Source organism: Pseudomonas sp. NPDC096950 (genome assembly GCF_044762525.1).
In the GTDB taxonomy this organism is placed as follows: Bacteria; Pseudomonadota; Gammaproteobacteria; order Pseudomonadales; family Pseudomonadaceae; genus Aquipseudomonas.
In genome coordinates, this window is record NZ_JBIWEL010000022.1 from 58,015 (window position 1) to 71,414 (window position 13,400).

9 protein-coding genes and 1 tRNA gene are annotated in these 13,400 nt (G+C 59.1%); 1 reads left to right on the forward strand and 9 read right to left on the reverse strand.

The window, feature by feature from the left end:
- Positions 1-47: 47 nt before the first annotated feature.
- The 5 genes from pqqA to ACIQY3_RS26585 all read right to left on the reverse strand — a co-directional run bounded on the left by pqqA (position 48) and on the right by ACIQY3_RS26585 (position 5,971).
- Complete coding sequence (gene pqqA / locus ACIQY3_RS26565; protein WP_009045898.1) at positions 48-122, reverse strand: pyrroloquinoline quinone precursor peptide PqqA; 75 nt, start codon at positions 120-122, stop codon at positions 48-50.
- Positions 123-279: 157 nt separating this feature from the next.
- Positions 280-2,712: a pyrroloquinoline quinone biosynthesis protein PqqF gene (gene pqqF / locus ACIQY3_RS26570; protein ID WP_403025773.1), complete on the reverse strand. Its 2,433-nt coding sequence runs from the start codon at positions 2,710-2,712 to the stop codon at positions 280-282.
- Positions 2,713-2,760: 48 nt separating this feature from the next.
- A complete protein-coding gene (locus ACIQY3_RS26575) occupies positions 2,761-3,555 on the reverse strand; it encodes a carbon-nitrogen hydrolase family protein (protein ID WP_403025775.1) in 795 nt (264 codons plus the stop codon).
- Positions 3,556-3,567: 12 nt separating this feature from the next.
- The gene (locus ACIQY3_RS26580) at positions 3,568-5,250 is read right to left on the reverse strand and encodes a flavin monoamine oxidase family protein (protein ID WP_403025777.1); all 1,683 of its coding nucleotides are present in this window, start codon (positions 5,248-5,250) and stop codon (positions 3,568-3,570) included.
- 259 nt (positions 5,251-5,509) lie between these two features.
- Positions 5,510-5,971: an Lrp/AsnC family transcriptional regulator gene (locus ACIQY3_RS26585; protein WP_403025779.1), complete on the reverse strand. Its 462-nt coding sequence runs from the start codon at positions 5,969-5,971 to the stop codon at positions 5,510-5,512.
- Positions 5,972-6,153: 182 nt separating this feature from the next.
- On the opposite strand from ACIQY3_RS26585, the gene ACIQY3_RS26590 reads away from it, so the two are divergent.
- Entirely contained in the window at positions 6,154-8,505 is a 2,352-nt protein-coding gene (locus ACIQY3_RS26590; RefSeq protein WP_403025781.1) for a glucose/quinate/shikimate family membrane-bound PQQ-dependent dehydrogenase, read from the forward strand.
- A gap of 64 nt (positions 8,506-8,569) precedes the next feature.
- Here the strand turns inward: ACIQY3_RS26590 and ACIQY3_RS26595 are convergent, their stop codons facing one another.
- The 4 genes from ACIQY3_RS26595 to ACIQY3_RS26610 form a co-directional block, all read right to left on the reverse strand.
- Positions 8,570-9,001 (reverse strand): DNA-binding transcriptional regulator, encoded by a 432-nt coding sequence (locus tag ACIQY3_RS26595; RefSeq protein WP_054617223.1) that lies wholly within the window; start codon positions 8,999-9,001, stop codon positions 8,570-8,572.
- A gap of 5 nt (positions 9,002-9,006) precedes the next feature.
- Positions 9,007-9,330, reverse strand: coding sequence for a DUF4258 domain-containing protein (locus ACIQY3_RS26600; protein WP_403025783.1), 324 nt, complete (start codon positions 9,328-9,330; stop codon positions 9,007-9,009).
- Positions 9,331-9,539: 209 nt separating this feature from the next.
- Positions 9,540-9,616, reverse strand: a tRNA-Ile gene (locus ACIQY3_RS26605).
- 15 nt (positions 9,617-9,631) lie between these two features.
- Positions 9,632-13,378 carry a bifunctional diguanylate cyclase/phosphodiesterase gene (locus tag ACIQY3_RS26610; RefSeq protein ID WP_403025785.1) on the reverse strand — a complete coding sequence of 1,249 codons (3,747 nt, stop codon included), beginning with the start codon at positions 13,376-13,378 and terminating at the stop codon, positions 9,632-9,634.
- Between the last annotated feature and the right edge of the window lie 22 nt (positions 13,379-13,400).

The window sequence follows — 13,400 nt, forward strand, 5'->3', positions numbered from 1 at the left end:
AAATAAAAACGCCCCGGCAGACCGAGGCGCTGTGCTGCAAGACAAACTTAGCGGCTTGCGAAGTACATGGTGACTTCAAAGCCGATACGCAGGTCGGTGTAAGCAGGTTTGGACCAGGACATAAGAGTGCTCCTTTCAGGTGGATGGGACAGTTGAGACCTATACATATAGTCCACCTCCAGCCGGAGATGTTCAGATAGTTAGGTGGCTATGTTACTCAAAATTACAGCGCCCTTGCCCGTGAAACTTTGAGAAAGCTAATTGCAGCCTCGGTAATGATCATTTTGCCGCTTGCCAAGGCGCCCCCGGGCAAGCCTCGCTGGCCAGACAGCGCCAGCCACCTTCGGCAGTGTTCAGCCGTTGCACGGCGGCGAGTAGAGCTTGTCGGTCGATCTTTAAAATTGCTTCAGGAAGTTGCGTCAAGTAATCCGACGAGTGGCCGGCGAGTTTGGCCTGCCAAAGCAATTCAGCGGCTTGGACGTTAGGCAGGGCTTTGTTGTCGAATTGATCGGCGAGGGCTTGGCGTTGCGCGAGGTAAGTAGCGTCGTCGATGCTTTGAATCAGATCGCCCTGTTCTTTCAGGAAGTGCTGGATGTGTTCCAGCAAATCCGCAGCGGCAACGCTCGGTGACTGCACGCCAAACAGCAAACCGGTCTGGCCGTTTATCTGGCGTAGTCCGCTGAATACCGCATAACCCAGTTGCAGCTCGACCCGCATGCGTTGGTAGAACGATGTCTGGAGCAGATGTGCGAGCAAGCGCCAGTCAGCCTCGTCGGAGATGTCCTGGGTGGCGGTCGGACAGAACAGCAGCAGCGCGTGTTCATTGGAATTGGTGTCGACTGTGTTCCACACATGCTGTGAGTTTATTGAGGGCGGCGGTGTCAGTTGATTGTCCGCAACACCGGGGATACGACTCAGTGCAACCCCCATGGCCGCTTGGGTCTGGGCGGACAGACCGACGGCCAGACCATCCCATCGGGCACTCGACCAGAGTTGTGGCAGGTCGGCTGAGGTGGCGGTGTGTCCAAGGCAATGCTCGGGCAGCGCTTTGAGCAACTGCCGAATCGGCATCAACGCAGGACTTGTCTGTTCTGTTTGTGGGAAATCCGCATCGGGTTTTGTCAGAGCGGTCAGCGCGTGTTCGAGGACGGTTGGCATTGGCTCTTGCAGACCGGTCATCTTCAGCAGCCATTCATTGCCCGCTGCGCTGAAGGAAAAATCCACGCCGGCCTGACGAGCATCTTCGCGCAATGGCTGGAGGTGGTTTTCCAGGCTCGATTGCAGCCGGCTATCCGGCGTCGAATCCAGGCGCCAACGCAGGTAAATCGCGCCTTCATCGGTGTTGCCCGGCAACGCGCTGCTGAATTGCATTGACGAGCGTTCACGACGACCCCGCGAGCGATCCTGGGCAAACGTGCGCAGGCCACGGTGGGCGCTGGTCTGGCCGCGGATCAGCCCGGCATTGGCGATGGGGGCTTCGGAGCGCAAAAACGGGTTGGGCGCAGGGAGTTGCCATTGGCCGCTGAAGTTATCCACAGCGCCGATTTTTTTCAGGATGTCCTTGAGGGCTGCGACACCTTGTTCGGATAACCCGGTTTCAAGTTGTTCAGTGTCTCGCTGGGCCAATTGCAAAGCGTTGCTGACTTGCTGCTGACGTTGCAGCAGGGCGGCGTACTCGTCGCGTAATGCGCCCCAGTTTTGTTGGGCGGCAAAGAACCCCAACCAATCCATCAGTTGTTCACGAATGGCTGCGGGCGCTGCGTGGGTGAGCAGTTTGAATTCGATGTGCAACAGGGCTTGGCCAGAGAACTGATACAGGGGCGCGGCTTTAAGACCGTCTGCCAATCCGCGTTTTTGCAGCTCATCCAACAAACCACCGGGTTTCGCGGCGTTCAACCAATGGCACAAGAATGCCAACGCTTCGGGAGAGGACTCTGGGAGTGCTTCGAACGTGAACAGCAGATCCAGGCGCGATTCGCTGACCTGTTGATAACTCTTGTCGGAAGAATCCATTAACGCTGTGGGCATTGCCTGAGGGGCTTTTTCGGCGATGGCGATGGCGGCGGAAAACGCCTCAGCCATCGCCCTGAGTTCATCAATCGTCTGCGGCCCCGCCAGGCTCAAGGTCATTTGCCCGATCTGATAAAACCGCTGATAGAAGTCTTTCAACGCCTGCTGAAACTCAGGCTGCGGCACCGGCAGACTGTCGCGATTGCCGGCGTGAAACGCTCGTAACGGATGCGCCGCCGCTAATCCATTGAACAGCGCCAGTTGCTGTTGCGCTGCCGCATCCTGGGACCAGGCCACAAATTCGGCCTGCAAAACCTCCCGTTCCCGCAATTGATCGTCCAGATTCATACGCGGGTGAGCGAGCATGTCTGACAGACGCTCCAACCCACCGGCCAATGTCTGCGGCGGCAACTCAAAAAAGAAATCTGTGGTGCGCTCGCTGGTGCGTGCATTCACCTGACCACCGTGTCCTTGGACATAGGCCATCAGCCCTTGGCCGGTAGGAAAACGTTCAGTACCTAAAAAAAACAGATGCTCAAGAAAATGCGCCAATCCGGGCCACGCCAGAGGCACGTCATGACTGCCGGCAGCCACCCGTAACGCCGCAGCACTGCGCTTTAAATCGGGGGCATGACGCAGCGTCACCCGCAGGCCGTTGGCCAGGGTTTCAGTGTGAGGGCGGGGATGATTCAACGCAGGCATGAGCACTTCCAGAGCAGGGAAGCGCTAATGCTAGCGGATAACAGGTGCTCAGCGCTTGTTCAGCGCTCCATACAACTCGGGGCGACGATCAATCAGGTAGCGATTGGCCGCACGGGAATCGACCATCAACTGCCGATCCAGCTCACCGACAATCAGCGCTTCATCCAGACCCGCCTGGGCGATGCGGCTGCCATCCGGCGCTGCGATGCTGCTTTGGCCGCAATACTGGATATCTCCTTCGTGGCCGCAATAGTTGGCGTAAGCCACATAACACTGGTTTTCGAAAGCCCGGGCGCGGACGGTGACATCGGCGACGAAGTCGAAGGGAATCATGTTCGCGGTCGGCACCAGGATCAGCTCGGCGCCGGCCATGGCCAGGCGACGGGCGTTCTCCGGGAATTCCATGTCGTAGCAGATCAGGAAACCAAGCTTCCAGCCATTGAGCTCAACCAGCGGGAAATCGTCCCCGCCGGCGCTGAACATTGAGTGATCAAGATCGCCGAACAGGTGCGTCTTGCGGTAGTTGCACAGGCGTTCGCCATGCGCGTCGATTAACTGCACCGAGTTGTAGATCTGACCGTCTTCGGTGCGCTCAGGGTAGCCATACAGAATGGCGATCCCGGCCGACTTCGCGATGCGCGCAATCTGTTGCGCCGATTCACCGTTGTGCACCTCGGCGAGGACACTGACTGCATCGACGCCGATGTTGTAGCCGGTCAGGAACATCTCCGGCACCACCAGCAAGTCGGCGCCTTTGGCCTCCAGCGCCAGTTGATGCAGGCGTTGCAGATTGCCGGCGACGTCAAGGGGCAGCGGTGGACATTGGTAAAGGGCTACGCGCATTTCGGATTCCTCTTACTCGGGCAGGGCGATCGGACCGATCTCGTTGAACACATCTCCTGGACCCGGGTTCTCGGCGTGAGTTTCACCGCCGAAGTGTTTCATGATGCCCCACACCGCATTGAGCGAGGTCTGAACCGCGCCTTCAACCCAGGCTGGCGTCCACGAAACATCGTCGCCGGCGATGAAAATCCCGCGTTGCTCGGCCGGCATATCGTCCTGCATGAAGTGCGCGTACATGCGCTGGTTGTAGCGGTAATGGCCGGGCAGGGCGCCTTTGAAGGCACCGAGAAAGTGCGGGTCGGCTTCCCAGGACACGGTGATCGGATCGCCGATGATCCGCGCGGCGATATCGACTTTCGGGTAGATCTTCTTCAACGCATCCAGCGCCAGCTTCACGCGTTTTTCCACCGGGTGCGGGAGCATTTTCAACGCGTCGCTCATCCACGAATACGACAGGCAAATCACGCCCGGCTTGTCGTCGCCGTTGTCGAACAGGTAAGTGCCACGGGTCAGGCGATCGGTGAGGGTCATGCTCATCAGGTCGCGGCCGGTTTCCGGGTCCTTGTCCTTCCAGAACGGGCGGTCGACCATCACGAAGGTTTTCGACGATTGCATGTAGCGAGTGCGATCGAGGGCCATCCACATCTTTTGCGAGAACAGGGTTTCGTCGCATTCGATCTGGGTGGTCAGCAGCCAGCTCTGGCAGGTGGTCAGTACGGCGGCGTATTCGCGGGTGTCGCCGTTGTTGTCGGTGACCGCAAAACGGCCGTCAGCGGCGTGGGCGATTTTTTTAACCCCGGAGCGTGGCGCGCCTCGGTGCAAAGACTTGAGACTGGTGCCTTCGGGCCAGTGCACGCAGCGTTCTGGCACATGGCGCCAGATGCCTTGCGGGACTTGTTCGACACCGCCGACGACCAGGTGCTGGTGATCGTCGCAGTTGGTCATCACCACCCGGAAGATTTCCAGCATCGAGTTCGGGAAGTCCGAATCCCAACCGCCGGTGCCGAAGCCGACCTGACCGAACACCTCGCGGTGATGGAACGAGAGCTTGGCGAAGGCTTTGGACGTCGCGACAAAGTCGTAGAAGGTGCGGTCGTCCCACAGCGGAACCAGGGTGTTCCACAATTCTTTGAGGCGCGGCACGTCACGGTCACGGATCGCTTGCTGGATATCGGCGAACTGCGACCCGGCTTCCAGTGCATCCGCCCAGGCGTCAGCCACTTCCTGGAACAGTGCAGGAAGGTCTGCCAGTTTCTGTGCGTAATGGGTTTTGCCTTCGATGTCGATCACCGTGCTGCCCGACGCGGGCGTCAGCGGGTTCGGAAAAGGCTTGGTCTGCAGGCCGAGTTTGTCGACGTAGTGATAGAACGCGGTAGACGATACCGGGAAACGCATCCCGCCCAATTCGGCGACGATGCCATCGGTCCCGTTGAATGCCTGGGAGCGCAGACGACCGCCCATCTTCGAGGCTTCGTAGACGACGGGTTTAAGGCCCAGCTTCATCAACTCGTAAGCCGCCACCAGCCCGGCGATGCCCGCGCCGACGATCGCCACTTCGGCACCGTGGTGGTGCTCAGGAATGCTGCCGAGGCCAGCCGGGTGTTCGATCCAGTCGTCGAAGGCGAAAGGAAAGTCCGGGCCAAAAATGGTGACTGGTTTTTTACCGTCTGCAGGATGGCGATTGTTCTTGTTCATGGCTGACCTTGCTGGCGACCCGACGCGGGATGCGCGTCTGAGTATAGGAAAAGATGGCAGCCATTCTAGAGAGCGTAGAACACGTTAATAAGACGCAATGTGTCGTCGTTTTGCCAGTTATTTGATCAATATGACGATCTACTGCTACACACTGCTCATTGTGGGAGCGGGCTTGCTCGCGAAAGCGGTGGGTCAGCCAACTGCAATGGTTACTGATGCACCCTCTTCGCGAGCAAGCCCGCTCCCACATGGACAGTGTCTAGACCGGCTGTCCCCGGTCAATCTTGCTGCTCAAGATGATCGAAGTGGTGGTCTTCTCCACCCCGTCCACACTGCCAATCTGATCCAGCAATTGATCCAACTGCTCCGGCGAGTCCGTGCGCAACCACGCCACATAATCAAATTCGCCACTCACCGCACACAACTGCTGAACCTGAGCCATCGCGCTAAGTCGGCGCAACACTTCCTTGCCGGATCGCGGCTGCACCGTGATCCCGACATATGCCTGCAAACCACCATCGACCACACGCTGACCCAAGCGCACGCCGTAACCCGTGATCACCTTGGCTTTTTCCAGGCGCGACAACCGCGAAGTCACCGTGGTGCGCGCGATGCCCAGCTGCCGCGCGAGCATGGCCACGCTTTCACGGGCGTTGATTTGCAAGGCCGCGATCAATTGGCGGTCGATTTCGTCAAGAGCGGGCGGGCGGGTGTCAGGCAAGGGGCGTCTCCGGCGGAATGCATCGATAGGCAGCATGTTACAGACACATCCCACACAGCGCTCGCAGCGGTTATTTGAGGTTGATTTTGTACCGTTCAGAACATTTTGCCTGCGACAAATTGCCATAAGTAACTAGGTAGTACATCATTTCACCCTTGTCACAAATGGGGAAAACTTCCGACATGAATAATTCTGGGGCTGCCGCCGGCAGCAAATGGTTGCTGGTGGGGCTGGGTCTCCTGATCGCGTTGATCGGGCTCGGCCTGGCGGGCGGCGGTGCTTACCTGGTGACATTGGGTGGGAGTTGGTACTTCCTGCTGATGGGCCTGGCGATGCTGGTTTCCGGACTGATGATCGCCCGGCTCAAGCCGCAAGGTGCGTGGCTGTATGGCGTGGCGCTGATCCTGACGGCGATCTGGGCGGTGTGGGACAGCGGTTTCGATTACTGGCCGCTGGTTTCGCGGGTGCTGACGTTCGCCGTGATCGGCCTGGTTGTCGCGCTGATTTATCCGACGCTGATGCGCGCTTCCGGCGCGACGGCGGGGCGTGGCGCTTACGGCTTGGCCGGTATTCTTGCCATTGGCGTCGTCGCGACGCTGGCCTACATGTTCGTGCCGACCCATGTGGTCAAAGCCAGCAGTGAACCCGCAGTCACGCCGGTCGCGCCGGGAACCGAACAGAAGAACTGGGCCCACTGGGGCAACACCACCGCCGGCAATCGTTTCGCCGCGCTGGACCAGATCAACAAAGCCAACATCGACAAGTTGCAGGTGGCCTGGACTTTCCACACCGGCGACATCCCGCAAAGTACCGGCGCTGGCGCTGAAGACCAGAACACGCCACTGCAAATCGGTGACACGGTCTACACCTGCACCGCCTATGGCAAAGTCTTCGCCCTGGACGCCGACACCGGCACCCAGCGCTGGAAGTTCGACCCCCAAGGCACCGCGCCGAACTGGCAGCGTTGCCGTGGCCTGGGTTATTCCGAAACGCCAGTGTCTTCGGACAGCCCGCCCACAGCCTGTGCGAAACGTCTGTTTCTGCCGACGGGCGATGCGCGTCTGATCGCCATTAATGCCGACACCGGCAAGCCCTGCGAGGACTTCGGCGACAAAGGCACCGTCGACCTGAAAACCGACATGGGTGAAGTCAAACCGGGTTACTACCAACAAACCTCGACGCCGCTGGTTGCCGGCAATGTGGTGATCGTCGGTGGTCGTGTGGCGGATAACTACTCCACCGGCGAACCGCCAGGCGTGGTCCGCGCCTATGACGTGCGCAGCGGAGAACTGGCCTGGGCGTGGGATCCGGGTAACCCGAATACCACCAAACGCCCGCCGGCCGGTGAGACGTATACCCGTGGCACACCGAACGTCTGGTCGGCCATGTCCTACGACGCCAAACTCGGTCTGGTCTACCTGCCGACCGGCAACGCGACCCCTGACTTCTTCGGCGGCCAACGCACGGCCCTGGATGACAAGTGGAACTCGTCCATCGTCGCCATCGACGTGAAAACCGGTCAGGTGCGCTGGCACTTCCAGACCACCCACCACGACCTTTGGGACTTCGACCTGCCGGCGCAACCGTTGCTCTACGACGTGCCGGACGACAAGGGCGGCACCCAGCCAGCCCTGGCGCAAGTCACCAAACAGGGCGAGATCTTTCTGCTCAACCGCGAAACCGGCGTGCCCATCGCCCGCGTCGAAGAGCGCCCGGTGCCACAAGGCAACGTGCCCGGCGAACGCTACTCGCCGACCCAGCCGTTCTCGGTGGACATGCCGTCAATCGGCAACCAGACCCTGACCGAATCCGACATGTGGGGCGCCACGCCGTTTGATCAGTTGATGTGCCGCATCCAATTCAAAGGCATGCGTCACGAGGGCGTCTATACGCCGCCGGGCCTTGATCGCGCGCTGCAATTCCCGGGCTCCCTGGGCGGCATGAACTGGGGCAGCGTCTCGGTCGATCCGAACACCAACTACATGTTCGTCAACGACATGCGCCTGGGCCTGGCCAACTACATGATCCCGCGCAACAAGATTGCCGCTGGAGCCAGCGGCATCGAAATGGGCGTCGTGCCGCAAGAGGGCACACCGTTCGGTGCCATGCGCGAACGCTTCCTCTCGGCCGCCGGGATTCCGTGCCAGAAACCACCGTTCGGCACCATGTCCGCCATCGACCTCAAGACCCACAAGTTGATGTGGCAGGTTCCGGTTGGCACCGTACAAGACACCGGGCCGCTGGGCATCCGCATGCACTTGCAGATTCCGATCGGCATGCCGACCTTGGGCGCTTCGCTGGCGACTCAGTCGGGGCTGCTGTTCTTCGCCGGGACGCAGGATTTCTACCTGCGTGCTTTCGATACCGGCAATGGTAATGAGATCTGGAAGTCGCGCTTGCCGGTGGGCAGTCAGTCGGGGCCGATGACTTACGTTTCGCCGAAAACCGGCAAGCAATACATTTTGCTGACGGTGGGTGGCGCGCGACAGTCTTCGGATCGGGGGGATTATGTGATTGCTTATGCGTTGCCCTGAGTAAGGGGTGAATTGCAGCTAAGGAAAAGCCGCGTTTATACGCGGCTTTTTTACGTGTCCAGGTTCATGCGCATGCTTTGTGCCATTCACCTTCAAACTCCAGATTCAGCTTGTAAAGTTCGTGGTCCAGTTTGTTGATGGTGTTGATAGCCGACATCAGATCGGCTTCGCCAGTTTTGGCCTCAAGATAAAGCCCCCGCAAATACCGATCGTTCACCATCGGGATTTTGTCGGTTTTTTCCCAGATCGCTACGGCCTGGCTCGTCAGGCCAACAATTTCGGCGAGGCTTTCTTGAGATAACCCAAGCTCCTTTCTCAAAAATCTAAACTCAGCGCCTGTCAGCACTGAAGGCTTCCCAGCAATAGCCTTGCCTATTACATCATGTAGGCCTTTCACATCTGTGATGGCAACAGACTCGCCATACGCGGTCTCTTTCACCACGAAGCCGTTGCTAAGCCATACGTTCGGTAGGCCGCTTTCTACGTAGTGGTACATAAAAATCATCCCTTCTTTTGAATCGCGGTCACTATGACGAGAAATGTCCCGTCGTCATCGATGTCGATCGCGCCGACAATCTGGAGAGGTGAGCCAGCTCTGAACCAGGAAATGGTAAATCTCCAATCACCACCAGGCTGCTGAAACGGCCCCTCGGTAATTTGCCCTTTACTTAGACACTCCATCACATCCGGCATGCTCACGCCCCGCTCAATCATCCGCACCTTGGCGTGCGGAGAGTAGAAGATACGTTCCGATACCTGCGAAAGCTCACGGATGATTTCAAGAGCTTTGTTTTTGGGCAGTGGAAAGGGAAGAAGAGGGCTCATTAATTTTCTATAGTATTTATAGGTTGAGCCATCCTAAAGTTCAAGGTTGGTTTGTCAATTTCGCGTGTGTGTCTGCGGATGACATCGGCTCATTGGAAATTCAATGTGGACACTTTCTGGACACTTCGCTCGATTTTAAGAAAAAAGTGCTTGGAGAAAACTGGAACTCCAGACACGAAAAAGCCGCGTAAATACGCGGCTTTTTTGTTTGGTGGGCCCACACGGACTTGAACCGTGGACCAAAGGATTATGAGTCCTCTGCTCTAACCAACTGAGCTATAGGCCCTCAGTAGGCCGCGGATTATAGCGACGGTTTCTCGGCTGTGCTATCCGAAAAATCCGATACGGCTATACGAAGAAACGTCGCCGCAAATTCCTCGGGCGGTAATGGCAGGCTGACGATGTAGCCCTGAATCTGTTCGCAGCCTTCGGCGGCGAGGAATTCCTGTTGGGCCTGGGTTTCGACGCCCTCGGCGATGATGGTGAATTGCATGCTGCGGCCCAAGGCAATGATGGCGCGGACAATGGCCGCGTCGTGGGGATCATCCGGCAGCCCGCGGACGAAGGACTGGTCGATTTTGAGGATGTCCAGCGGCAGGCGTTTAAGGTAGCTCAGGGACGAATAACCGGTGCCGAAGTCGTCGATCGCCAGTTGCACGCCCAGGCGTTTGAGTTGGTGCAACACCGCCAGCGCTTCTTCGGCCTGGCTCATGATGAAGTTCTCGGTAATTTCCAGTTGCAGAAAACCGGGCCTGAGACGGTTGTCCTTGAGCAGTTGTTCGATGCGACCGAGCAGGTTCGGTTGGCGCAGTTGTGCGCCGGCGAGGTTGACCGACAGCGGGCCGAGGCATTCGTAGAGCTGATTCCATTCGAACATCTGCCGGCACGCGGTCTCGAGCACCCAATCGCCGATCTGCAGGATCATGCCGTTTTCTTCGGCCAGAGGAATGAAGTGTTCTGGCGGGACATCACCAAAGGTCGGGTGACGCCAGCGGATGAGCGCTTCGGCGCCGACCAGGCGATGATCGTCGAGGCTGACTTTCGGTTGGTAGCAGAGGTGCAATTCATTGCGCTCGATGGCGCGGCGCAGTTCGTGTTCCAGCGCCACCCGTTCGCTGGCCTGGGCGGTGAGGTCGCGGGTGTAGCTTTCGACCCGGTTGCGACCTTTGGCCTTGGAGCGGTACATCGCCGCATCGGCGTTCTTGACCAGCGTGGCAACGTCGCAGCCGTCCTTGGGATACAGGCTGGAGCCGATACTGGCGCTGATAAAAAACTCGTGCTCGCCTGCCTGGAACGGCGCGGCGAAGCAATTGAGCAATTTGGTGGCGATGTGGTCGGCATCGGTGGCTTGTTGCAGGCCTGGCAGCAGGATGATGAACTCGTCGCCGCCCAGGCGCGCCACGGTGTCGATGTCCCGCAGTTGCTCTTTGAGGCGTACGGCGATGCCCTTGAGCAGCAGGTCGCCGACCGGGTGACCGAGGCTGTCATTGATGTGCTTGAAACGGTCCAGATCGAGGAACAGCACCGCGCCTTGGCCGCCGTTTTCCTGCTGGTTGTTGAGTGCGGTCAGCAGTCGGCTTTCGAACAGTGTGCGGTTCGGCAGGCCGGTGAGCGGGTCGTGGTGGGCCTGGTAATCGAGCTTGGCCTGGGCGTGCTTGAGGCTGGAGATGTCCGCGAACACCGCGACAAAGTGCGTGATGAACTTGTCGCGGTTGCGCACGGCGCTGATGGTCAGCCAGCTCGGGTACAGTTCACCGTTTTTGCGCCGGTTGGAGATCTCGCCTTGCCAATGGCCTTCATCGGTCAATTGGTGCCACATCGCCGCATAGAACGCGCTGTCGTGCAGGCCCGAGGCGAGCAGGCGAGGGGTGTGGCCCAGTGCTTCGCTCTCGCTGTAACCGGTGATTTCAGTGAACGCGCGATTGACCGCGCTGATGTGCTGTTGGGTATCGGTGATCAATACACCTTCGGCGGTGCTCTCGAACACGGTGGCGGCCTGTTGCAGTTTTTCCTGCATCAAGTGCCGCTCGGTGATGTCCCGGGCGATGGTCAGCATGCAGTCTTCGTCACCGATCGGCAGCGGACGGCTGGACACCTCACAGAGGCGGATCTGTCCGTCGTTGCGGCGAATGTGGCAGGTGAAGTCCCGGACGAAACCGTCCCGATGCAGCAGGTCGAGCATTTGTTTGCGCTCGTTCAGATTGACCCAGATGCCCAGGTCCAGCGCCGAGCGATCCACCGACATCGCGCTGTTGAAGCCTGTAATGCGGCTGAAGCCCTCGTTGACCTCCAGCAGCAGGCCATCGCTCTGCCGGGACAGCAGCAAGCCGTCAGGCGACGCGTGGAAGGCCTTGGCGAACTTCTCTTCGGAGGTTTGCAGCTGTTGCTGGGTTTCTTTGAGCTGACTGATATCGCGCACCACCACCACCAGCGCTGGCGTGGTGTCGAGATCGAAGGGTTCGGCGGAAATCAGGCCGGTGAACACCTGGCCGTTGTTGCGGCGAAAGGGCATTTCCAAATTGCGGATGCTGCCGGCCTGCAAGCGCTGCAACAAGCCTGGCCCCACACCCGGAATGCCCCAGATATTCAAATCGGTGGCGGTCTGACCGATGACGTCCACGGCTTTGAGCCCGATCTGTTCTTCAAACGCTTCGTTGACCTCCAGCAGGCAACCATCGGAAAGCCGCGCAATCACCAAGATGTCCGGGCATTGCTGGAACACTGAGGCGAACTTCTGTTCCGACAGGCGCAGCGCCTCTTCGGTGCGCTTGGCGTCGCTGATGTCGATCATCAAACCGCGCAACACCGGTTCATGCCCGTGTTCGATCAGGCTGACGATATCGCGCACCCACAAGCAGCGCCCATCGGCGGTGATGACCCGGTAATCGACGCTGTGATCGCGACCGGCCAGCACTTCGTGATCGCAAAAGGTCTGGGCGCGGGTCAGGTCCGCCGGGTGGATGATGTTGCGCCAGAACCCCGGAATCAGCCAATGGGACAGGGGATAGCCGAGCAGGTCTTCGGCGTGGGGCGACACGTAGCTGTAGGTGAAATCGCTGATTCGCGCTTCCCAGGCAATGGCCGACAGACTCTCGACCAGCCCGCGATAGTGGTATTCGCTGCTGCGCAGTTCCTGCTCCAGATCGATCCGCCGGGCAATTTCCGAACTCAGTCGGCGGTTGATCCGGATTACCACCGCCAGCACGATCATCAGCAGCAACAGGCCCGGCAAGCCATAAACAAGCAAGTCCGACCAAAAAGTCCGGTGATCGAGGACGTTACCGACCCAATGCTCTTGAATGGTGCTGATTTCGCTCGAACTCATGTCCGCGAGGACTTTGTCGATGATGCCGACGAGCATTTTGTTTTTTGGTGGCACTGCCATCGCCAATTGATAGCGATAGGGCGTCTCGCCGCTGACATAGAGCCCGTCTAGCTTGAGCTGACGCAGGCTCCAGACGCTGGAGGCCAGATCGCCGACCACGGCGTCCACTTCATCGGTGGCCAGCGCCTGCAGCGCTGAGCTGACGTTGGGCATCGCCACCAGGTTCAGGTCGGGGTGGTGGGTGCGCAGCAGTTCATGGGGGGCGTAATTTTCCACCACGGCGATTTTCAGGCCGTACAGGTCCTCGATCTTGCGCGGCTGGGCACCGCCGACATGGGCGAGGATGACAATCGGAAAATCCAGGTAGGGGCGGGTGAATGACAGGTACGTCTGGCGTTCCGGTGTCGACATGATGCCCGGTAGCAAGTCCAGCTTGCCTTGCTTGACCTGTTCCAGGACGACCGTCCAGCTCACCGGTTCGATGGGGGTGAGCTTGATGTCCAGGCGTTGGCGGATCACATTTATATAATCCGCTGCCAGGCCCTGGTAACGGTTCTGCTCGTCGCGGAACTCGAAGGGCGGCCAAGACGCATCGACGCCCAGACGCAAGTCCGGGTGAGCCGCCAGCCAGCTACGTTCTTCGTCGGTCAGAGTCAGCGCGCCAGCCGTTGCGGTCCAGGTCATCAGCGACAGCAAAAAAAGCACGGTCGGCAATCTGGGCATAACGGTCTCGTTATGGCTCGGG